Origin of the sequence: Vibrio sp. 10N.222.51.C5, assembly GCF_041474575.1 — a bacterium.
GTDB classification, from domain to species: domain Bacteria; phylum Pseudomonadota; class Gammaproteobacteria; order Enterobacterales; family Vibrionaceae; genus Vibrio; species Vibrio crassostreae_C.
The window spans coordinates 29,330-52,703 of the sequence record NZ_JBFRUJ010000054.1 but is presented as its reverse complement, the minus strand read 5'-3'; the positions used below and the strand labels follow the sequence as shown (position 1 = coordinate 52,703).

Genomic DNA, 23,374 nt, shown 5'->3' with positions numbered 1-23,374 from the left:
CACAATAATCTATCTATTCTACTCCCTTACGGAGCATCTGCCTATACCACTGCCCGCCTTGTTGTTCTCTAATCGCATGATATTGCCAACCTTCTTTGCTAAGAGTGATGGTTATTTGTCCGCTTTCTCCAGTATCAAGCCAAGTACTCCCCGCTTCCTGATAGCGTTCAATAACAGACTCACTAGGCATTCCCCACTGATTGCCTTTGGCAAGAGAAGCTATCGCTAGCTGAGGGGACACCGCCCCAATAAACGGCTTAATCGATGACGAATCGCTACCATGATGCGGAACCAACATAACATCACTCCTTAGCTGTTCTCCTTCACGAGCAAGTAACCACTCACTTACCAGCTCAATATCACCAGTGAGCAACATTGAGAAATCAACACTATGATCTGAGATCTTGACCACACACGAATGTGGGTTATACGCCCTCTTCACTTGCTTTGGCGGCCACAACACCTCAAAAACTATATTTTGCCAATTCCAAACCTCTCCAATAGTACATGTTTGAATATTAGGCGGGGCTTGAGTGGTAGATTGGCGTTCTTGAATAATGTTCTGACTGGTTCGTATCCAATTTGGCGTATAGTTCTCAAGTAACGCCGGATAACCACCAGCATGGTCAGAATCGAAATGACTCACAATCACGCCTTCTAATTCATAAATCCCCCTCTGGTTTAAAGTAGGAATCAACAAAGACTCAACAACCGAGCCTCCTGGCCACGCATTGCCAAGATCATAAAGAACAATCTGATTGTTCTTTTCCAAGACCAAAGACAACCCATGCCCAACATCCAAGATCTCTATGGTTAGCTTTTCTTGCTGAGGTTTACCGAACTCCCACCACAACACGAACACTGCCGTTATCAATATCGATAATGTTCGCTTGAAATACCGACTAACAAAGCTCAAGAACAAGATAAGGAATACTGATAATTCAATCGTCTGGTTATCGACTTGGATCCAAAATCGCTCAGAGAAAGGAAGACTAAATACGAGAGGCTCAAGCGATAAGTCGACCAACTTCCACAGCTGACTGACCAAATCATTGTCTAGCGCTGTTATACCAACCACGCCAGACACTGACTCCGATATTAAGCTTAGAAACATTGCCAGAAACAACAGCGGGATCGTCACCATCGATACCCAAGGCAAAAGGAGCAAGTTGTAGAAAACAGAGACTAAACTGACTCCTTTGAAAAACAACATCGAGAAAGGCGCGATCAGGAATGTCAACATTAGTTGAATCTTAATCAGTTGGAGTGCGCGGTTGATAAATGTAAAGGTTGAAGCTGAGCGCTGTGTATTTAACGCGATATAGAGAACAGCGCCCAATGCACCAAAGGACAACCAGAAACTGCTCGACAAGGCTGAAAACGGCCAAATCAGCAGGACCACGCACACACTTAAAGTAACATACCGAAGCAAACTGATATTTTGCCCACGCCACAAGAAATAACTCGCGATAACGCACATCACCAAAGCTCTCAAAGTTGGCAGCGTGAATCCAGCAAACCAACTATAGAAATACGCCAAGCCGAGCCCGAATATTGTAGGTAACCAAAGAAATGAAGGGGAAAGTAACCTTAATATCTTGCCAATCTGATAGCCGATACCAAAGGCAATCCCAATATGCAGCCCCGAAATAGCCATCAAGTGAATCAGGCCACTGCTTTTAAGCATATCCCACCGCTGAGGCGGAATAAGGTCTCGATATCCAAAACTCAAAGCGATAATGAGATCTTGATTTGCCAGCAGACTTAACCTTTCAAGGCTGGCTTCAAACCATTGGGCGCGTAAGTTGGTGCTAGAATGAATTCGGTACTTGGTATCTGCTCTGTAAGTTGCATTGGCAACCACGCCAGCACTAAACAAGTACTTTTCTCGGTCAAAGCCGGCTTCGTTGAGTTTGCCCCATATCGGCTTTATTGAGGCCGATAAATAGACATCATCTCCAAGCGTTAGCTTGAAAGGAGTAAACAAACGCAATTTTATCAATTGAGGAAAGATTAATTTTTCGCCGCCAATTGATCTGACTACTATTACGCTTTCAAAACCGTGGCTATTTTCACTAAAAAGGCTAACAACCGACGCATTTATGGTAGTATTCTGCCCTGATTGGAATAAGCGACTCGTTTGTATTTCAATCGCATTCCCTAGGCAGATAACTAGTATCAATGCTGTTACTGGACCTCTTGCACTCCGGAAAACGCTATACTTTGTTGATGCTAGCAGTAACAACAGCATCAATGGTGCCCAAACCCAATGTGGCATCACAGGCCAGAAGCTGGCAGACACAACTGTCGCAGCAAATGAAATCAAGAACCAAGTGTTAAACAAGAGAGTAGCTTCCTCCTATGCCAAGAAAGTTTATCAAACGATTTATGCCTGACCATGATCTAATCAAGCGTCAGAAAGCATTGAAAGTTTTTGGCAATGTTTTGTACAACCCCAACTTATGGTGCCTTAATCGTCGCTCTGCGGCTGGCGCGTTTGCTGTTGGGTTATTCATGGCGTTTGTCCCTCTACCAAGTCAAATGATTATGTCTGCAGGCCTTGCTGTCGCATGTGGCGTTAACCTGCCTTTAGCTGTCGCACTTGTTTGGATCAGTAACCCGGTTACCATGCCTGTTCTCTTCTACTTTGCTTATAAAGTCGGGGCGTTTGTTATGCATGTGCCACCGCAAGCCTTCCATTTCGAATTGTCTTGGGACTTCATCTTGGCGCAAATGAGCACTATAGGGCCTCCGTTCTTATTGGGTTGTCTGATTTGTGGCGTGGTTTCAGCAATGATTGGCTACTTTGGTATTCGCGGTTTATGGCGCTACTCAGTAGTAAGAAGTTGGAAGAAGCGACAAGCAAGGCACTGAACGCCATTTCTTGTTATTCAATCTAACCTTGTATGCGCTTCACTTAAAACGTACACAAGTTAAAATCGGATGAGCTACTTACCTCTGCAAGATTGGCATGTAACGAAAGTCGTAAAGAACACGAATTGAATTCAATAAAAAAGGATCCCACTGGGATCCTTTTTTGTATCGACTGAAAACTGACGGCCTGTTATTTAGGCGAATGCTATTTAGAACTCAGCACTGAGGCTGGATTCAACTTCGCCGCGCGTGATGCTGGGTACCATGTCGCCAGTAAACTCAGCACAATCGCAGTGCCGGAAACCACAACAACATCCGTCATATCAAGTTGTGATGGCAAGAAGTCGACAAAATAGATATCACCGGACAAGAACTGGTGATCGACCAACTTTTCAAGTCCTTTGATTAGTGTCGTGAGATTAAGAGCGACTAGCACACCTATTGCACTGCCCACTAAACTGCCTAACACGCCTGAGAATACGCCCTGCCAAACAAAGATGCGCTTCACAAGGCCGTCTGATGCACCCATGGTTCTTAAAATCGCGATCTCTGATGCTCTGTCTTTTACTGCCATCATTAGCGTCGAGACAATATTGAAACAAGCCACACCAATAACCAGTACCATCACCAGATACATGATGGTACGAACGAGTTGGATATCTCGATACAAGAAACCAAACTTCTGCTGCCAGCTTCGTAGATACACATACACATCAAGCTGATTGCCCACTTCACGCACAATAGAGTTCGCGTTCAGCACATCGGTCACTTTCAAAGAAACCCCAGTTACCGCCTCACCTAAGTTTGCGTAGACCTGAGCATCACCAATCGGGATTAGCGCCAAACTGTGATCTATCTGACCATTAAGCGTCAGCAAGCCAACCACTTTCACTCGAACACGTTTTGGTGCCTGAACCTTCACAGAACCGTTTACCGTCGGAATCATCAAAGTCAGATAATCACCGACTTTCGCACCCAGCACATTCGCTACACCAGAACCCAAAATGATCTGTTGTTGCCCTGCCTTAAACTCACTCCAAGCTTGCTTATCGATAAAACTCGATAGGCTTGATACCTGTTGTTCTAGCTGCGGATCAACGCCGCGAACTTCAATTGCTTTGAGTTCTTTGCCCTTTTCAGCAAGCGCTGTAATTTTTACATAAGGCGCAGCAGCAACGACTTTATCGTGCTTAACCGACTCCTCAATCACGTGCTCCCAACGAGTCACAGGCTCATTCACGCCTTCAAATTCACCATGAGGAATGACAGAAAGTACTCGTGATTGAAGCTCTCGCTCAAAGCCATTCATCGCAGATAAGCCGATAATGATCACCGCGACACCAACCGCAATACCAATCGTCGAAGACAATGAGATGAACGACACCATCTTGTCTCGTTGTTTCGCACGGCTAAATCGGCCGCCTATCAATAAAGATAAAGAGGAAAACACTTAGCTCTCCTCTTTTTCTACGTTGACCAGTAAACCATCTTGCATGTGAAGTTGGCGATCCATCTTACCGGCAAGTTCACCATCGTGAGTCACGACCAAAAAGGCAGTATCGTATTCACGGTTCAGTTCACGCATTAAGTCGTAAATAGACAGTGCGGTGTTATGGTCAAGGTTACCGGTTGGTTCATCCGCCAACACTAGCGCAGGCTTATTCACCAATGCACGAGCAATCGCCACACGTTGCCTCTCGCCACCAGAAAGCTCTGAAGGTCGGTGGTCCACGCGGTGACTCAATCCAACTTTGTCCAACAAACGTTGTGCTTCTTGCTTTGCTTTAGCGGGCTTTTCGCCGCCAATCAATAACGGCATCGCCACGTTTTCTAAAGCTGAAAAGTCAGATAGAAGATGATGGAACTGATACACAAAGCCAAGATGCTGGTTGCGAAGCTTCGCCTGCTTATTCGAACTCAAAGATGCTAAATCTTGACCAAGAAAACTCACACTGCCCGCAGAAGCATCGTCTAATGCGCCTAAGATATGCAGTAAGGTACTTTTGCCCGAGCCAGAGGTACCGATGATTGCTACTAGCTCACCCTTTTCGATGTCAAAGCTGACTCCCTTGAGCACCTCAGTATCTAACGAGCCTTCACGGTACGTTTTACGGATATCATTACATTGAAGAAAATTACTCATAACGAAGGGCCTCAGCAGGTTTCACAGACGATGCACGATAAGAAGGAAATACAGTAGCAATCAGGCTAAGTGCAATAGCCAGAACCACAACAACAGCGATTTGAATTGGGTTAATCAAAATTGGTAACTGTCCACCAAAGGAGAATAGAGCAACGCCCATCGCCTCTAAAATAGTATTAAGGTTCATCGCTAGAGCAACGCCTAACACACCACCAGAGAGCGCACCAATCACGCCACTACTTGCGCCTTGAACCATGAAGATCCCCATGACTTGACCATCAGTCATGCCTTGGGTCTTAAGAATCGCGACTTCAGACTGCTTCTCCATCACCACCATGATAAGTGCTGAGATAATATTGAAAGCAGCAACACCGATGATAAGCCCAAGCATTAAACCCATCATGTTTTTTTCCATACGAACGGCTTGGAATAGCTCACCTCGTTGGTCTCGCCAGTCGCTCCACAACCAACCTTCCGGTAATGGCTGAGTTGATAACTCTGCGACTTCAAACGGATCTTCAAAAAATAGTCGCCAGCCTGAAATAGTGTCTGATTTATAACGCATCAAACGCCCAGCGTCTTGGATGTCTGTCACCATCAGTTGAGCGTCGATATCAGAACCTGTATTGAAAATACCGGCAACGGTGAAATTTCGTTGGCTTGGAATACGACCTAATGGGGTGTATTGGCTAGCGCTGGTCACCATCAAGCGAACTTTGTCACCCATAGATACCTTCAAATTTCTCGCCAAAGTATGACCGAGGAACAACTGATATTGACCCGCTTTAAGTGAAGACAATCTGCCCGCAATCAAGTGGTTCTGAAGAGGGTCATCTGAATTGGGTTCAATGCCAATTAACAAACCCGCAGATAATTGAGCCGGACTCTGAATCACTGCCTCACTGCGGACAATCGGTTCAACGTGACCATTAAGCGAGATTTGCTCTGCAAAATTAGGCGCTTGGGCAGAAAGAGAGGTAGTGCCACCTTGCTCATAAACCACCGCTTGAGGAAGAACACCAAGAATTCGGTCTTTTAACTGCGCTTCGAATCCATTCATTACCGATAAAACAGTAACCAAAGACAGCACACCAATGGTGATACCTGCCGTCGACATATAAGAAACAAAACGGCTAAAGCGATCACCTGAACGGCCTTTCAAATAGCGTAGGCCAACAAACAACGAAATAGGATGAAACATACTTTGAACCATCTAAAGGGGATGCGGGTTAATGTAACGGGTATTGCTGTTACTGTGTAGGGGTTAATTGAAAATATAGAGTGAATTAACTCAATTAGTTAGGCTTGAAAAACAGAACCTTGTCAAAACACCAAATTTCAAACAACTATTTGAGACTTTCAATTAACTGACCTTGATTACTGCGGCCACATAGCGATAATCAATAGATCACTTCAAGGAACTAACGCATGACAGAACAAGAGTTTTTCACCGTTCACCACAGCCTTACCGCTAATATAGAGCCAATGGAAAGTAACTTCACTTTACCTTCTCAAATTCAGTTCGAATCCGAGATCCCTGCCCCTTTCGTTGTGGCGAGTGAATTTAGCCAATTGGACCTGTTAGCCGACAGTGCTCGCGCTGAACTGAAAAACAGCGACTTGAAGAACGTCACCAGTTTATTGGATGCACAAAACTCTAAATTAAACCTGTTGTTGAGCTTTATGTTATCGCAGCAAGATGAAGAGAAGTTTCGTACTCACACCTACTCTTTCGGTGCGAGTCAATTTTCCTGCTTTTCAAAAACAGATATCGAAGCGGGACGTTTAGTAAAAGCTAAACTGTTCCTAGAGCACCCTGCCGCAGCCATATACTGCTACGCGGAAGTGTTTGCAAGCCAGCCTAAAGATTCCGGTTTCGAAATTAACTTCAAATACGCTCATCTTCGCGATACTGACCAAGACCTGCTAATTAAAGCGGCACTTTATCAACAACAGAAACTCTTGCGTCAACGCTCTCTAGACCGAGATAACAAGTAAATTAACATGACCAAAAAATCCATATTTACACTACCTAAACTTAAAGGTGCCGGTGACAAAAAGCACATCGGTAACCTAGTCGGTTCGTCTCTCGCTCTTGCCATTGCCAAACTCGCAGAGCAACACAACAGCCATACCGTCTTGGCTGTACCCGACCCACAAGTGGCGCTTAAGCTTCAATCTGAAATTGAACAGTTTACGGCACATGAAGTCGCATTATTCCCTGACTGGGAAACGCTGCCATACGATAGCTTCTCGCCGCACCAAGAGATCATCTCAGATCGTATCGCACGCCTTTACGCACTGCCAACACTAAAAGATGGCATCACGATCGTTCCGATCAGCACGTTATTGCAACGCCAGTCACCGCGTGACTTTTTGCTACAACACACGTTAATGGTGAAAACGGGCGATCTGTACTCTTTAGAGAAACTGCGTCTACAGCTTGAAAAGTCAGGCTATCGTTACGTTGACCAAGTGTTTGGCCCCGGTGAATACGCAAGCCGTGGCTCTATTCTCGATCTGTTCCCAATGGGCAGTAAAGACCCGTATCGAATCGATTTTTTCGATGACGAAATCGACACTATTCGTACTTTCGATCCTGAAAACCAGCGTTCTATTGAAGACATCTCTGAGATCCGCCTGTTACCAGCGCACGAATTCCCAACCTCGGAAACGGCGATTGAAGACTTCCGTATTCGCTGGCGCCAACAGTTTGATGCCCGCCGTGAACCAGAGTCAGTTTACATGCAGGTATCTAAAGGCACATGGCCTGCGGGTATTGAGTACTGGCAACCGCTGTTCTTCGATCACACAGAAACCTTGTTTGATTACGTTGCCGATGAAACGCAACTGCTGATTCTAGGTGATGTCGAGACTGCAGTAGACTCATTCCTAACGGACGTTGCTCATCGATACGAACAGCGCGGTGTTGACCCATTACGGCCACTTCTCACGCCTGAACAACTGTGGCTGAAGAAAGACGAGCTGTTCGCACACTTCAAACAGAAGCCACAAGTCAATCTGAGCTTAGATTCAATTGAAGAGAAAGCTGGACGTACCAACCTTCCGGTTGTGTCTCTTCCTGATCTCAGTGTTCAGCATCAGAATAAAGAACCACTCGCAAACCTAAGAAAGTTCACTGAAGCCTTCGAAGGAAAAGTGGTCTTTTCGGTTGAATCAGAAGGTCGTCGTGAAGCGCTGAGTGAACTGCTTCGTGGTATTAAAGTACGACCAAGCGAAGTTGAAAACCTCGATGCCTCAATTAAAGGCAAAGACAAGTTCAGCCTCATCCTTGGCTCTGCTGAACACGGTTTTATCCATGAAGAGCAAAACATCGCCCTTATCTGTGAAAGCGACCTGTTGGGTGATCGCGTTGTTCAGCGCCGTAAGAAAGACAAAAAAAGTGTTAACAGCGACACTGTCATTCGTCACTTAGCCGAACTTAAACCGGGTCAACCTGTTGTTCACATTGACCACGGTATTGGTCGCTACATTGGCTTGCAAACACTCGAAGCCGGTGGCATGAAAACCGAATATGTAACGCTTGAGTATCAAAACGATGCCAAGCTCTACGTGCCAGTAGCATCTTTGAACTTAATCGGGCGTTACTCGGGTGGCGCTGAAGATTCAGCACCTCTGCATAAACTCGGTGGCGAAGCATGGCAAAAAGCTCGTAAACGCGCCGCGGAGAAAGTACGTGACGTTGCAGCAGAGCTACTTGATGTTTACGCTAAGCGTGAGCTAAAACCTGGCTACAAGTTTGTACTCGACCGTGGCCAATACGCGACTTTCAAATCTGGCTTTCCGTTTGAAGAGACCGATGACCAAGCGATGGCCATCAATGCCGTTATGTCTGATATGTGCCAAGCCAAAGCCATGGACCGTTTGGTGTGTGGTGATGTTGGCTTTGGTAAAACCGAAGTCGCGATGCGTGCAGCATTCGTTTGTACCGACAACAGCAAACAAGTAGCGGTTTTAGTTCCTACTACTCTACTTGCTCAGCAACACTTCGAAAACTTCCGTGACCGTTTCGCCAACTTGCCGATTCGTGTTGAGGTTCTATCCCGATTCAAATCAGCTAAAGAGCAGAAGTTGATCATGCAAGATGTCGCCGACGGTAAGGTCGATATCTTAGTGGGTACTCACAAGCTACTTTCGAGTGATATTAAGTTTAAAGACCTTGGCTTGCTGGTTGTCGATGAAGAACACCGATTTGGTGTGCGTCAGAAAGAGAAAGTGAAAGCGATGCGTGCGGATGTCGATATTCTAACGCTTACTGCGACACCGATCCCGCGAACGCTGAACATGGCAATGAGTGGCATGCGTGACCTTTCGATCATCGCTACACCACCCGCACGACGCTTGGCAATTAAAACCTTCGTTCGCGAGAGTGATGATGCCATCGTCAGAGAAGCGGTGCTGCGTGAAATCATGCGTGGTGGCCAGGTTTACTTCCTACACAACCAAGTCGACACGATTGAGAAAACAGCAGAGTCATTGCAAAAGCTGATTCCAGAGGCGCGCGTGACTGTAGCTCATGGCCAGATGCGAGAGCGCGAACTGGAACGCATCATGAATGACTTCTACCACCAGCGCTTCAACTTACTGGTGTGTACAACCATCATTGAAACCGGTATCGACGTACCAACGGCAAATACCATCTTGATGGATAGAGCCGATAACCTTGGTTTAGCACAGCTGCACCAATTACGTGGTCGTGTAGGTCGTTCGCACCACCAAGCTTATGCTTACTTGTTAACGCCACACCCTAAAGCAATGACCAAAGATGCGATCAAGCGATTGGATGCGATTGCTTCGCTCGAAGACTTGGGCGCAGGCTTTACCTTAGCAACTCACGATTTAGAGATTCGTGGTGCGGGTGAGTTGTTAGGTGATGAACAGAGTGGTCAAATCCAGTCAGTTGGTTTCACCTTGTACATGGAGATGCTTGAACAAGCGGTTGAAGCATTGAAGGAAGGTCGAGAGCCATCGCTTGATGACCTACTGCGTGAACAAACTGAAATTGAGATGCGTTTGCCAGCACTATTACCAGATGACTACATCCCAGACATCAATACACGTTTGTCTACCTATAAGCGTATTGCGAGTGTGAGTGACTCCGACGAATTGGCAGAGTTGAAAGTCGAGCTGATTGATCGCTTCGGCCTTCTGCCTGATGCAACCAAGAACTTGTTATCAGTTTCTGAGCTAAAATTAGCCGCAGCGTCTATCAAAGCGAAGAAAATTGAAGCCCACGATAAGGGTGGATTCTTAGAATTCTACCCGGATGCTGACATAAACCCGACCTACCTTGTTAAACTGTTGCAATCTCAACCGCAAAAGTTTTCAATGGAAGGACCAACAAAGTTCAAGTTTACGATACCATTGGTCGACAGACGGAAACGAATTCAATTTGTTAGTGATTTATTGGGCGAATTCAGACAAAACTTGCTGCCTTCAGCATAAGACCCAATCCACTTGCACATATAAATTATCCAGCCGGTAGTTCGACTGGAAGACGGAGTAAAAATGAAAAGACTGATCCCACTGCTACTATTGTTCGTCTCACTGCCAAGTTTGGCGCAGAGACAATTTGATATAGAAGTGATCATTTTTAAGCGCGCTGTTGATGCAGAGAAGGTGAACGAATCTTGGCCAAATACACAGCCTAAGATTTCACTTGAACGCGTTGGTTCATTTCAAGATACCCAATACCGAGCAAAGAAAGGCGTTCAAATGCTACCTTACTCGGAATACAAGTTAACGCCTCAGAAAGACAAGCTACGTAAACACGCTGGCTTTGAAGTTCTGATGCATACCGCTTGGCGTCAAGGCGACCAAGGTAAGAGCTCGGCACCTGTTTTCCATATTCAAGCAGGTAAAGATTTCTCTAAACAGTTTAATGCTGATGGCTCTGAAAAAGGCGCAATCACTGCAGGCAGCGCTGATGGGTTCCAAGAAGAGACCATTGATAAGCCACTCTACGAATTAGACGGCAAGCTGCAAATCTACGTTCAGCACTACCTATACGCTGAAACGACATTAGATTTAAAAGCGCCAAGCGTTCGTGAAGTGACTCTACAAGAGCAACAAATTGAGCTAGATTCACCAGTAAGTGGCGCAGAAAGCAACGTCCAGGTGGGCAATCTAACTGAAATTTCTCCGACGGTTGAAGTCCAAGAGTTCCTTAAGAGCTACCGCATGGACCAAAAACGTCGTATGCGCAGTACAGAAACTCATTACCTTGACCACCCACTTCTTGGAATGGTGATTCAAGTTAGACGTGTAGCGCAGTAAATTACTTGCCGATTCGGCTATAATTATATAAATAATTCAATCCGCCCTCCTAGTGAGGGCGTTTTATTAAGTGCTATCTATCTTTATTCTGTACTGACTCTCTTTGCTCAGTACTTACACGTTACTTGGTACGCTCTATGAGCCCTGAATTTCAGATCAACACACAAAATCTTAGCCTTAAAATCATTGAGGCCTCAGATGCTCAAGAATTTTCTCAGCTGGTTAAGTCCTCCCCTAGCTTGCTGCCATGGGTCGACTGGTGTCATAAAGAGTTTTCTATCGTCGAGGCCGAGAAATTTATTCTGGCAACTCGCCTGAACTGGGTGAAAGCCGATGCGTTTGGCTTTGGCATCTTTGAACGAAAAAGCGATAAGTTAGTCGGTATGGTTGCCATTAATGAGCTTTACCACACCTTTAATATGGCGAGTTTAGGTTATTGGGTCGGTGATGACTTTCAAAGGAGAGGGATCGCCAAAGAAGCGATGTTCGCCCTATTTGAATTTTGTTTCGCGCAACTCAAGTTAACGCGTTTGGAGATTGTCTGCGATACCGAGAACCTACCCAGCCAAAAGTTGATCGAGAAGTGTGGCGCTGAGCGAGAAACCATTGCCCAGAATCGATTTCTGTTTAACGGTAAGCCGAAAGATGGCGTGGTTTATTCTGTGCTACCTCCAACGTCTTAACAGCAGAAATGAGTTCAACACCTGCGATAATCCATAATCGACACGATCAAAAAAGAGCTCCGAAGAGCTCTTTTTTATTATCAGCGTAATGCTCTGAGAAGGCTTACCTGATTAGTGAAGCTTTAGGTTTGGACGAAGTACACGGTTAATACGACCAACCAGCATCATCAGTGATGTTTTGATTAAGCCGTGAAGCGCCATCTGGTGCATGCGGTACAAAGAGATGTAAACCACACGAGCAATACGACCTTCGACCATCATCGAGCCTTTCGTCAGGTTACCCATCAAACTACCTACCGTAGAGAAACGGCTAAGTGAAACTAGCGAGCCTTTGTCTTTGTAGATGTAGTCTTTCAGGTCACGACCGTTCAACTTAGCAATGATGTTGCTGAATGCACAGCTTGCCATTTGGTGAGCCGCTTGTGCACGTGGCGGAACGAATGAACCGTCTGCTTGTGTACATTGCGCCAAGTCACCGATTGCAAAGATGTTGTCATCCAGTGTTGTTTGCAGCGTGTTCTTCACAACCAACTGGTTGATACGGTTGGTTTCAAGACCACCGATATCTTTCATGAAATCTGGTGCTTTGATACCTGCTGCCCATACCATGATTTGAGCTGGGATCTTGTCACCATCTTTGGTTGTTAGGCCGTCAGAATCCGCCTGAGTCACCATCGTATTCGTACGAACGTTCACACCAAGCTTGGTTAGCTCAGAGTGTGCTGCACTTGAAATACGAGGAGGTAGAGCTGGAAGAATACGCTCACCCGCTTCAACTAGGTTTACGTTCAGCTTGCTTGAATCTAGGTCGCCGAAGCCGTAAGTACGAAGCTCTTTAACTGCATTGTGTAGCTCTGCAGAAAGCTCTACACCTGTTGCACCAGCACCAACAATCGCGATGTCTACCGTGCCTTGACCGTTCTTAGCGTGAAGCTTTAAGAACTGGTTGTTCATTTCTGTACGGAAACGGTGTGCTTGCTCTGGACTATCAAGGAAAATACAGTTGTCACGAACGCCTGGAGTGTTGAAGTCGTTTGACGTAGAACCTAGCGCCATCACAAGAATATCGTATTCAAGTTCACGGCTTGGCATCAGCAGTTCACCGTGCTCGTCTGTAAGTTCGCTTAGTGCAATCACTTTACGCTCACGATCGATGTCGTTCAGGCTGCCCATTTGGAAATCGAAGTAATGGTTTTTTGCGTGCGCACGGTAGCTTAATGCATCAACACCTTCATCCAGTGAGCCCGTTGCTACTTCATGAAGTAATGGTTTCCATAGGTGGCTTGCTTTACGGTCTACCAGAGTGATCTGGGCACGTTTCTTACGACCTAAAGTGCGGCCTAGCTTAGTTGCTAGTTCTAAACCACCAGCACCACCGCCTACTACGATAATTTTTGTCACAATGACAATCCTCTACAAAATGAATAAATGGGGTTCGGCTCGATTACTCCAACCGATAAATTCTATGTATCTACTCGGCCTTGAATGTGAAGGCTGTTACAAATTGGATTGCCGCGAAAAAGAATAACGACAGCTCACCGAGTAGTTAGAGGGGTTACAAACAACAAATATTGGTTTGTTGTTTTGCTCACATGGATAAAAAAGTGACTACCTGAGAGGCAGAACACAAATTATGGGCAAGTTTTTTCACTCGCTCTCAATTTTTTTTGATATTTGTCAAAATATTTTGCTTGGGAACATTATATATAGCAAAAAGATGACCGCAACAAAAAAATCCTTACCCTCAATGAGGATTCGCGACTAATTAGTTAACGTTTGCGCAAACTGATCTATAAATGCACAAACCGACCGATAAAACATATACAACTACTTTATCAATACCAATCTCTAAGATTCAGATGTGAAAAAGCAGCACTCATTGAGCACTGCTTTTATAAAACATCTGGATTGATTAAGCGTTTTTGAACGCTTTCATTGCTTGAAGATGTTGAGAGATCTTTTTGAATTTATGACTCTCTTTCTCATCCCAGATTACATCATAGTAATCTTCTAGCGCGGCAGCTGTTTTGGTATTGTCGTGAATTTCATCTTCACGAGAAAGCACCACTAAACAGCGTCCTTTGTTTTTCATACGGTACTGAGCAACACATTTAGTTGCGATGTCTTCGTACTCTTCTGGACGGTCAATTCGACCTACCATGTTGTTCTCAGGGTGCAGATTAGGGTTGAACACCACCTGCTTAATCCCACATAAGAAACCAATACGCTCAGACCAAAAACCACCTAAACCTACACCACAAATAATGGGATGCGGATCATCGGATTGCTCTATCACCTTATGCACTTCTTTTAGCAGATGCTGCATATCGTGTTTTGGATGCAAAGTACTGTAGTTGATGAAACGAACGTCATCATCAATGAATTGCAACTGCAGTATTTTTTCGTGATTGCCCGGGCTTGTTGAGTCGAAGCCATGTAGATAGATAATCATTGTACCTCCCCCGTTGAATATTGGTACGTTTTGATCAATCTAACACGAAAAACAAGGTTTTAAAGGTAACAGCTGAGAAATTATATTTTTCACTTCCTAAACGTGATCCTAGCTACATAAAGTGTGACTCAGAGCCTCCGCTTCACGCAGATAACTTTCATCGCCCCAAAGCTGATGAGCAAGTAAATACCATAGCATCGCCATCATCTGGCTTCTTGGTAACCATGCTTCTACACCATCAAGCCAAGGCTGAACATCATGGATTCCTCGCAGCTGACAGTACTTCTCAACCGCTTCTGTGACTGGCGCGCCAGCAACCGCAATGGTTAATGTCAAATCGAGCCTAGGGTCTGCGAGCGCAGCGTATTCCCAATCAATAATCTTAATGCAGTCACTGTTTCTCACTAGGTTATAACCACCTAAGTCAAAATGGCACAAAGACAGGTCAACATTGGTAATACTCGGAGCCACGCGCCACTCTTGATAAATCTTAGTGCAGGCTTCGGTCTTATGAATCGCATCAAGCTGCAGCCAGTAATGGTCGACTCGCGCCGTGAAACTGAATGGTTGCAGTGGTAATCGCGCAGTATTAACCAGATGAACAGAGATCAGCGTTTTCAACAGGTCATCGAGTTCTAGATCTTCGTAAAGTGTCTCACCCGCAATCCACTCAACCAGTAACCCCTGCTCATTCACTACCATTGGGCTTGGCCCGATACCGAGTCGCTCAATGGCAGACAGCACTTGGTACTCTTCATGGCGAGAAATGAAGAACGCTTTGGTGATAGGTGTGGTTGGCCGCCAAACATACGCAGTACCATCGGCATCGACCAACTTCCAACATCGATTGGTCAAACCGCCTGTTAATGTCTGTGCTCTAACTGGAGGCTCAGAAAAGTAACCGTCAAGCGAACTCAAACTGGTATCAAGAAGCTTAGCCTCAGACCAAGAAAAAATTGCCATATTTACTCCCTATAAACGTCTTCATTCCCTACAAAAAAGACACTGACCAAAAGCCAGTGTCTCTTCATAAACAGCACATCATGCACTGCATTAGCGTGTGACCAAGCTATACGCTGTCAAGATTAAGCGCTGCCAATACTAGACATTGTCAAATCCGGCTGCGCATAGTTGGCAAGTAAGCGAAATTAAAGGCCTAGTAGGCTCTTAGATTGTTGCTTACGGATTTCAGTCTCGTCAGCCCATTCAATCAAGCCAGACTCAAGATCCATTAGACGCATCGTCATTTTGTAGTATACGTCTTCATCGCTACCCGCTTTCTTAACGATGCTTGATAGGTTGCCGTACAGCATGTACTGAGCACCAACCATTTTACCGAATTGAATCGCTGAACTTTGGTTTACAAGCTCATCGTTGTTTTGGAAGTTCAATTGGTCACGAACAGACTCTACACGGTCCATATCAACGAAACGGAACTTACCAGAGTTCAGCATCTTAGTACTGATAGTGTCAGTGATTGACTCAGTATCGATGTGCTCACTTGTTTTGTTCTTGATTCGCTCTACAAACACGATTGGACGCTGTTCACGAGTAATGTAAGACACAGAACCAGACGCCATCATGCTATCGACCATTTCACCCGCAATCGTTTGAAGGTCAGTTGAACCGAAATCGATTGTCGTGGTTTCTACTGCTTGTGCATCACCGTAGCTTACCTTGTTTGAACAACCGCCTAAAATAACCGCTAAACCTAGTAGCGCAATGACACTCTTTTTCATTTTGTTTCCTCAACTTATCACTGAGCGGGGTTACCCACACTCTTAAATTCTTGTATTTACGAATCATGAGACCCGTTTAATCTAACTTACTGCTCTCGGAACTGGACTCTGAACTGAGTCGCTTTCGGGTTTACCGACACTTCCGACAACGAAATACTTTCAAAACCACGAACAATCGCTTGCTTCCAAGGACCTTGTTTAAGGTTGACCTCAAGCCCGGCATCGTCGTACCAGTAAAAACGATAAAGAATATGTTGATCGCCTTTATAGTTACTGTTTAAACGAACGATTCCTCGCGTATGACCGTCGACCAGATCGGTGCGAATATCTTCAACCTGTAAACGGCTGCCCAATACCTTGTCACCAAAGAAAACGTTCTGAGTCAGACTATCGACCCTTACGCCAGCTGTATTATCAGCACAACCAGCCAGAGCCATAACCGCTGCTAAGCTCACTAACCACTTTTTCATTACAGCCTCCCTAGCTGTTTATGCCACATTGTTGCATTGTTTCCTTGTCGAGAAATCCACACCAAGGTGGTCTGCCCTTCTCGAATATCAAAGTCGTACGTTTTAGCGCCCGCTTCCAACGTATATTGACCGCTATTTGCTACAAACGTACTGCTCTTAATCTCTGCAGGTAATGATTGCCAACTGCGAGTGTCTGGTTGCTCTGTCAGTGTGTTCCACACGTTGAACAGAATATTACCGACATCATCGCCTTTGGTTGCTTCTTTTCGAATGCGATCTTTCGCGACTACACGTAGCGCTTGGCGAATAACAATGCTTGTCATACGTTCCGATAGATCGTTCTGCGCCATCGCGTTTACATCAGTGATCAAATGTTCTTGTAGCGGCTGTCCGCTGATTCGCAAGGCAGAAAAACGCTCTACGTTTTGACTTGGGTAATATGGCAGCGCAAGAGAGTATATTGCCCCCTGATCGCGACTGTCATAAACAGGCAAATCCAGTCGCCAACTGTCCATAGCTTGCACAGCGCTCTGCTCTTGAAGAACAATCACTCGCCCTTCACCTGCACTAAGTTTAGAAGATTGCTTATAGCGTTTTTCTAATGTTGCTAAATCTTGTCGCATCCCTAAACGAGCGGCTGTTGCCATGGTTCTATCGATGATTTCTTGGTTATCTGGCATCACAGCCAAAGCACGACGATAGTCAACGTAGGCGCTGTTTAAATCATTTGACGCTTCATAAAGCAGACCAGACAAGAACATCAGATACGCATTCTGTACTGACTGCAGTTTCTTACCCGCATCAGGGTAATTGGCAAGGATGCTACCCACATTGGCAGACAAGCCTTGCTTCTTCGCATCGCTGGCTGCTTTGTCTAACTCAGCCTCGCGTTGCTTCTTCGCTTGTTCTTGAACTTGGTTGGCGCGACGCATTTCGATCACCGCACCTTCTAAATCGTTTTTCTTGAGGTAATTTAAACCGAGATACAGATGAAGAAAGCCCAACTCGTAATCGGCTGGCACATACTCGGTAATATTGTCATTCACAGCTAACGCACCCACACTGGTTGCACTGTCTGAGATTGAGATCACGGCTTTGCGTTGCTGCTCAGTAACCGCCTGATCAGCCACTTCAAACGAAGCCTTACTCTCAGGGTATTTTTGATCCAGCAGATTAATTCTGCCTCTTTCAAAGTTATCAAGGATGTCGCCTGCCGCGTAATCTGGTAGCTCTTGCTGAGCCTCTGAATAATCTCCAGATTTAACGGCTTGGTAGATCGCTTTGTTTTGTGCGCTGTAATGACTGAACAGGCTTCCTGCAGACATACTCGCACAACCTACGGTCAACGCCGATAACAGGGCAATGGAAGCGAATCTAAACTGTTGCTTCACTTATCGTCTCCGTGCATGTTTAAAATGCCTACTTTATTAGGGTCTGCTGACCTTTAATGGTCTCATTATCAAAACGAAACGCGTTGTAAAAAGGATCTCAAGCCAGTTGAAACCCTACTGATTTAGCCTCTGCCTAGGCGATGCCGATGTTCAGACAACAGATAGAACTTAAAGTTGGCATACAAACTACAAATTTTCCAACTAACTACTTGTGTTAACCCACTAATGAGCGCGTTTAAACTAGCTCATTAGCTTTCATTAACTCGTTAGCTTTTCATTAGCTCATTAACTTTTTATTAGCTCATTAATAGGGGGCCAAGTGGACGGCCGCCAACCAAGTGCATGTGAATATGATAAACCTCTTGGCCACCGTGAGAGTTACAGTTCACGATAAGACGATAGCCATCTTCTGCAATGCCCTCTTCTTTTGCTAACTTGCGAGCAACAGTAAACATGCGCCCCATCATCGCTTCATCTTGGACTTCAACATCGTTAGTTGTCGGAATCAGCTTGTTTGGGATGATTAGGATATGGCTTGGCGCGCGAGGGTTAATATCGCGAAATGCGGTTACTAAATCGTCTTGGTATAGTAGATCTGCTGGGATTTCTTTGTTGATGATCTTAGTAAAAATGGTTTCTTCAGCCATGTTTCTCTCCGATAAAACATTTATTTTTTAATGCTTTGAGTATGCGCTATGCCGCATCAAACCACAATAAATCTGCTTTAAAGCATAATAAAAAACACCGTTCAAATCAAAGAAAACGAGCCTTAGCTCTCAAGAATGGCATGTTGGTTATAACTGAGCGCTATTTTTGACGTGTGCGTCATAAAATGCGTAAGCCGAGCTCAATAGAATGCTGATAATTTTGTTAGTTTTACTTTGACCTGACATTAGGTCTGCATTTTTATTTAGGGAGAAAGCCATGAAGGGATCTGTGATCAAGCGTATGTACGCTGGTTTCGCACTGATCATCATCATGTTCGCAGTCACGATAACCATCATGATGAACAGCATGAATCAGATACACAGCAATTTTGAGAGTGTCTCAGAAACCTCATTACCACTTGTCGCGCTTTCAAATCAAACGAGTGTTCAATTGCTTTCTGCTGATAAGTCATTCAAAGATTTCTTAACCACACAAAACGCTGAACGCATGTCTGCAATGCGTACAGAATTTGCTGCATCACAAAACTCGTTTTCAGAAGTTCTCGGTAGTTTAGAAGCGGCAAGCCAAAACAATGCTTCACTTGTTGAACGTATCGCGCAATTAAGAGCAATGGAAGAACGCTACTTCGCCGAAGCTGACGAAGCGATGAACAACTACGTCGCGATGTTCGAAGCACAAGAACAAGTACAAAAAGCGTCTCGTGACTTCCAACGCTTACATTCAGAATTAACCGTTGGTATGAAAGAGTACGTTGCCGACCAAAAAAGCATCTCTGTAAAAGTGATGGCAAAGAGCTACTTCATCAAACTGCAAGACGCAGAAGTTATTACCTCTGATGCACTTGCTAGCTCTGATGTTGCCTTCGTTCAAAAAGCCCTTAACCAAAACAAAAAGGCCGTTACTCATCTTAACTACGCTTATCGAGGTCTATCAACACAACTACCAGCACTTAAAAATGTCTTCGATGAGTCGGTTCAGAAGTTCACCAAAGACGTTGGTCAGAAAGGTGGCGTACTAGACAAACACAACAACTACCTACAAGCCAAACAAGCGTTGTACGTGAACATCGCTAACCTAGCTCTAGAAGTTGACCAAGCGATGGCTGTTTTGGACTCATTCAACGTGACCGCTGAAGAGCAACTTAACTCATCACTCGCTGACGCAAGCAGCATCTACGACAAAGGCCTATTCAACGCGATTGCCATTGGCATTGTTGTGACTGTGTTCGCTGCTGCGATTGGTTACCACATTGCACACAGCGTACGAGAGCCATTAACTCGCATCCTCGGTACATTAGAAGGTCTAACTGAAGGTGATATGACTCAGCGTATCGATATTCGCTACGACAACGAATTCAGCCGCGTGAGCCGTCACATCAACACCTTGGCTGACAACCTGCACAATATCCTTGTGAAGTTGAATGATGCTTCAGATGACTTAACTAAGACTGCAAGCGTCAACCAGAAGACGTCATCTGAAACGCAGGCTCAATTGAACAGCCAACGTGAGCAAACCGCGACTGTTGCGACCGCAATGACAGAGATGTCTCATTCTGTACAAGAAGTGGCGAACAGCGCGCAAAGCTCACTCACCATGGTTCAACAAGTAGAATCGGCTTCTGAGTCTGGTCGTCAGATCATGAACACCAACATCAGCACCATTAATCAGCTTGAAGTTCGCCTTACTGAATCAGTGGGCGCTGTAGGCGAGCTACAACAGATGAGTAGCCAGATTGGTTCAATCCTTGACGTTATTCGTGGCATTGCTGAACAGACCAACCTACTTGCACTTAATGCGGCCATCGAAGCAGCGCGTGCAGGTGAACAAGGTCGTGGTTTTGCAGTCGTTGCTGATGAAGTACGAGTGCTAGCACAGAAGACCACTCAATCAACCTCTGAAATCGAGACTATGATCAGCAATCTGCAATCAAGCTCGAAAACTGCAAGTAACGTAATTGAAAGCTGTATGAGCGATATGGACATGTCGGTTCAACAAGCTTCAAGTGCAAATAGTGCGATGGAAGAGATCCAAGCCTTGATTCTAGAGATCAGCCACATGAGTACACACATCTCTCAAGCGGCCGCTGAGCAGAGTGAAACGTCTGGTGATATTGCACGCAACATCGAAGACATCAACCACATCGCAGATAAGAGTTACCAAGCGATGTCTTCAATTGCGGAGGCAAGCCAAAACCTAACAATTTTGGCGAATCAGCAAGGTGATTTAGTACATCAATTCAAACTATAGATAAATGAAGAATCGATAGATATTTAGTGAGATTGTTGAGACTTCTTACCCAATAGTGGTGACTAATTGAGCTAGGGCAACTTTTATCAAGGGTTGCCCTTGTTTTTTATGAGCTTTGTCATTATATGATTATTAAGGCTTGCTGCTTCCCGTTTTTTCTTTCACCTTTATGAGCGAGCCGCTATTAAGGAATTTATATGGCTGTTCATGTTGGCATTATCGATCAAGACCCCATTCGCTTGCTCACCCCATTACTTGATAACCGAACGGTCAGCACTCACATCGTGTTTATCGGTGACAAAAATCAAGTCAGTATGTACAAACGTTTAGACAGCGTTTTGCACAAGCGCGACATTACGAGTGAGTTTTTCGAAATTCCGACCATCGTAAATACATCTGTCATTAAAGAATCTATCCAAACCCTTGCCGAAGACCTCAAAGCACGCGGTCAAGAAGTGAAGCTCAACGCAAGTTGTGGCCTCCGTCACCGCCTACTTTCTGTGTACGAAGTATTCCGTACTTACCACTGGCCAATCTTCGTGGTTGAACCAAATAGCGACAAGCTTTGCTGGTTGTACCCTAATGGTAAAGAAGACGCACAAGTTCAAGACCGCATCACTATCGACGACTACCTAACTGTGTTCGGTGCTCGCGGTGAATTCAGCGATGTTCAGCTGTCTCCGCAACTGGATCAGAAACTTTATGAACTGGGTGAACGTTGGGCAAGTAACGCACTCGAACTAGGCCCTGGCCTTGCGACATTGAACTACCTAGCAACGACCTGCCGTAAAGAACAAAAACTTGATGTAGGCCTATCTGAGAAGCAACAAGGCTATCGCGAGCTCAACATGCTGCTGAGCGATTTGGTTGAAGCTAAAATTGCGACTTACGACAACGGTATTTTGACCTTTGCCAACGAAGACGCGCGCCGCTTCTCAAACGGTGAATGGCTTGAAACATTGGTTCACAGCACAGTTAAGCAGATCCAAGATGACATGCCGACCATTCAAGACCGTTCTTTGAATGTTCAGGTATACCGTCAACTGGGTGAACGTGAGGTTCGTAACGAGCTTGATGTTGCCTCTGTGGTGAACAATAAGCTGCACATCATCGAATGTAAGACCAAAGGCATGCGTGATGATGGTGATGACACCTTGTACAAACTGGAATCGCTTAGAGACCTGCTAGGTGGCCTACAAGCACGTGCAATGTTAGTGAGCTTCCGCCCTCTTCGCCATAACGACATCACACGAGCTGAAGATCTTGGCCTTGCATTGATTGGCCCTGACGAATTGAAAGATCTTAAAACACACCTAACGGCATGGTTTACAGCTGCGGGTGGCAGTGAAGATCTAGAGTACTAAAAACCAATAAGCTCATGAGAGCTCAATGCTCTTAAGCAGATTGTTAAAAAGGCGAATGACGATTAAGTCACTCGCCTTTTTTGTTGTCTGTTTTCTCTATTGATTACTTTCAGACGGCACAAAAAAATGGCCGCATCATACGATGCGGCCATTTTCAAAATTTAATGTCACTTGAAGACTTAATGCTCTCTAAAACTCAGAGCACTTTAAGACTTAAAGCATTTTACGAGCGGCTTCTACAACCACTTTGATTGAACGTGCTTCTGTTACTTTTAGAGTGTCGTGATCAGGCGTCTCTTTTTGAGTACGGTTGATGATTACACCAGCAACACAACCTGCTTTCAGACCAGAACTTGCACACATAGTTAGCAGTGTTGCAGATTCCATCTCGAAGTTTAGAACGCCCATGTCTTGCCATTCTTGCATAGAGCCTTGGAAGCGCTTAACAACGCGACCAGAGAACGTGTCGTAACGCTCTTGACCTGGGTAGAACGTATCGCTTGATGCCGTTACGCCCATGTGAACTGTTGCACCTGATTCATCAACTGCCGCTTTCATTGCTGTTGCAACTTCAAAGTCAGCCACTGCTGGGAACTCCATAGGAGCAAAGTGTAGGCTAGCGCCGTCTAGACGAACAGAACCTGTAGAAACAATCATGTCACCCACGTTTACGTGAGGTTGGATAGCACCAGTCGTACCAACACGTAGGAAAGTGCGAACACCAAGTTGAGCAAGCTCTTCAACTGCGATAGAAGTCGATGGACCACCAATACCTGTTGAACATACAACAACTGGTTTGCCGTCTAGCTCTGCGCGGTAAAGCGTGTATTCACGGTGACTAGCAAGGAATACTGGGTTCTCCATCTCTTCTGCAATTTTTTGCACACGAGCAGGATCACCAGGGATGATCGCAAGAGTAGCACCGTTAAGATCTGCTTCAGTAACACCTAAGTGGAAAACAGCTTGAGACATAGTTCGCTCCTTTTGGCTTATTGGGCTTTTTACCCTTATTTAAGCTCATAGTAAATTCGTGGGGTACGAACAC

Annotated in this window: 19 protein-coding genes; 7 read left to right on the top strand and 12 right to left on the bottom strand. The window is 45.2% G+C overall.

From position 1 onward, the window contains the following. Positions 1 to 13: 13 nt before the first annotated feature. Positions 14 to 2,344, bottom strand: coding sequence for a DNA internalization-related competence protein ComEC/Rec2 (locus tag AB4558_RS17070; protein WP_372073111.1), 2,331 nt, complete (start codon positions 2,342 to 2,344; stop codon positions 14 to 16). Between the two features lie 17 nt (positions 2,345 to 2,361). Between AB4558_RS17070 and AB4558_RS17065 the strand changes: the two genes are divergently transcribed. Next, on the top strand, positions 2,362 to 2,874 hold the full coding sequence (locus AB4558_RS17065; protein ID WP_017060232.1) for a DUF2062 domain-containing protein: 513 nt from the start codon (positions 2,362 to 2,364) through the stop codon (positions 2,872 to 2,874). A 205-nt stretch (positions 2,875 to 3,079) separates the two neighbouring features. On the opposite strand, the gene lolE is transcribed toward AB4558_RS17065, so the two are convergent. Genes lolE through lolC form a run of 3 tightly spaced genes read right to left on the bottom strand, consistent with a single transcriptional unit; the run spans position 3,080 to position 6,218 of the window. After that, complete coding sequence (lolE, locus tag AB4558_RS17060) at positions 3,080 to 4,324, bottom strand: lipoprotein-releasing ABC transporter permease subunit LolE (RefSeq protein WP_017072111.1); 1,245 nt, start codon at positions 4,322 to 4,324, stop codon at positions 3,080 to 3,082. Then, the gene (lolD, locus tag AB4558_RS17055) at positions 4,325 to 5,017 is read right to left on the bottom strand and encodes a lipoprotein-releasing ABC transporter ATP-binding protein LolD (protein ID WP_017060230.1); all 693 of its coding nucleotides are present in this window, start codon (positions 5,015 to 5,017) and stop codon (positions 4,325 to 4,327) included. Further along, positions 5,010 to 6,218: a lipoprotein-releasing ABC transporter permease subunit LolC gene (gene lolC, locus AB4558_RS17050; RefSeq protein WP_102429154.1), complete on the bottom strand. Its 1,209-nt coding sequence runs from the start codon at positions 6,216 to 6,218 to the stop codon at positions 5,010 to 5,012. The genes lolD and lolC overlap by 8 nt, the downstream gene beginning before the upstream one ends. Positions 6,219 to 6,445: 227 nt before the next feature. Between lolC and AB4558_RS17045 the strand changes: the two genes are divergently transcribed. The 4 genes from AB4558_RS17045 to AB4558_RS17030 all read left to right on the top strand — a co-directional run bounded on the left by AB4558_RS17045 (position 6,446) and on the right by AB4558_RS17030 (position 11,997). Continuing rightward, complete coding sequence (locus AB4558_RS17045) at positions 6,446 to 7,015, top strand: PilZ domain-containing protein (protein WP_372073113.1); 570 nt, start codon at positions 6,446 to 6,448, stop codon at positions 7,013 to 7,015. A 6-nt stretch (positions 7,016 to 7,021) separates the two neighbouring features. Beyond that, the gene (gene mfd, locus AB4558_RS17040) at positions 7,022 to 10,483 is read left to right on the top strand and encodes a transcription-repair coupling factor (RefSeq protein WP_372073115.1); all 3,462 of its coding nucleotides are present in this window, start codon (positions 7,022 to 7,024) and stop codon (positions 10,481 to 10,483) included. 63 nt (positions 10,484 to 10,546) lie between these two features. Continuing rightward, positions 10,547 to 11,314, top strand: coding sequence for a peptidoglycan binding protein CsiV (locus AB4558_RS17035; RefSeq protein WP_017065298.1), 768 nt, complete (start codon positions 10,547 to 10,549; stop codon positions 11,312 to 11,314). Between the two features lie 137 nt (positions 11,315 to 11,451). Beyond that, a complete protein-coding gene (locus AB4558_RS17030) occupies positions 11,452 to 11,997 on the top strand; it encodes a GNAT family N-acetyltransferase (protein WP_017060225.1) in 546 nt (181 codons plus the stop codon). A 111-nt stretch (positions 11,998 to 12,108) separates the two neighbouring features. Here the strand turns inward: AB4558_RS17030 and AB4558_RS17025 are convergent, their stop codons facing one another. From AB4558_RS17025 to hinT, 7 genes are all read right to left on the bottom strand, one after another. Beyond that, a complete protein-coding gene (locus AB4558_RS17025) occupies positions 12,109 to 13,398 on the bottom strand; it encodes an NAD(P)/FAD-dependent oxidoreductase (protein WP_009847154.1) in 1,290 nt (429 codons plus the stop codon). Between the two features lie 511 nt (positions 13,399 to 13,909). Continuing rightward, positions 13,910 to 14,449 (bottom strand): alpha/beta hydrolase YcfP, encoded by a 540-nt coding sequence (gene ycfP, locus AB4558_RS17020; protein ID WP_009847155.1) that lies wholly within the window; start codon positions 14,447 to 14,449, stop codon positions 13,910 to 13,912. A gap of 108 nt (positions 14,450 to 14,557) precedes the next feature. Then, positions 14,558 to 15,412, bottom strand: coding sequence for a phosphotransferase (locus AB4558_RS17015; RefSeq protein WP_017060224.1), 855 nt, complete (start codon positions 15,410 to 15,412; stop codon positions 14,558 to 14,560). A gap of 185 nt (positions 15,413 to 15,597) precedes the next feature. Beyond that, positions 15,598 to 16,188 (bottom strand): penicillin-binding protein activator LpoB, encoded by a 591-nt coding sequence (lpoB, locus tag AB4558_RS17010; protein ID WP_017060223.1) that lies wholly within the window; start codon positions 16,186 to 16,188, stop codon positions 15,598 to 15,600. An 86-nt stretch (positions 16,189 to 16,274) separates the two neighbouring features. Further along, positions 16,275 to 16,658 (bottom strand): YcfL family protein, encoded by a 384-nt coding sequence (locus tag AB4558_RS17005; protein ID WP_017060222.1) that lies wholly within the window; start codon positions 16,656 to 16,658, stop codon positions 16,275 to 16,277. Further along, on the bottom strand, positions 16,658 to 18,049 hold the full coding sequence (locus tag AB4558_RS17000) for a COG3014 family protein (RefSeq protein ID WP_017065296.1): 1,392 nt from the start codon (positions 18,047 to 18,049) through the stop codon (positions 16,658 to 16,660). The genes AB4558_RS17005 and AB4558_RS17000 overlap by 1 nt, the downstream gene beginning before the upstream one ends. A 296-nt stretch (positions 18,050 to 18,345) precedes the next feature. Continuing rightward, on the bottom strand, positions 18,346 to 18,696 hold the full coding sequence (gene hinT / locus AB4558_RS16995) for a purine nucleoside phosphoramidase (RefSeq protein WP_017060220.1): 351 nt from the start codon (positions 18,694 to 18,696) through the stop codon (positions 18,346 to 18,348). Between the two features lie 277 nt (positions 18,697 to 18,973). Between hinT and AB4558_RS16990 the strand changes: the two genes are divergently transcribed. Both AB4558_RS16990 and AB4558_RS16985 read left to right on the top strand, forming a co-directional pair. Next, positions 18,974 to 20,965, top strand: coding sequence for a methyl-accepting chemotaxis protein (locus AB4558_RS16990; RefSeq protein WP_017068093.1), 1,992 nt, complete (start codon positions 18,974 to 18,976; stop codon positions 20,963 to 20,965). A gap of 197 nt (positions 20,966 to 21,162) precedes the next feature. Continuing rightward, positions 21,163 to 22,329, top strand: coding sequence for a DUF1887 family protein (locus AB4558_RS16985; protein WP_017065293.1), 1,167 nt, complete (start codon positions 21,163 to 21,165; stop codon positions 22,327 to 22,329). A 213-nt stretch (positions 22,330 to 22,542) separates the two neighbouring features. Here AB4558_RS16985 and udp read toward each other — a convergent pair whose 3' ends face one another. Beyond that, the gene (gene udp / locus AB4558_RS16980) at positions 22,543 to 23,301 is read right to left on the bottom strand and encodes a uridine phosphorylase (RefSeq protein WP_017065292.1); all 759 of its coding nucleotides are present in this window, start codon (positions 23,299 to 23,301) and stop codon (positions 22,543 to 22,545) included. Between the last annotated feature and the right edge of the window lie 73 nt (positions 23,302 to 23,374).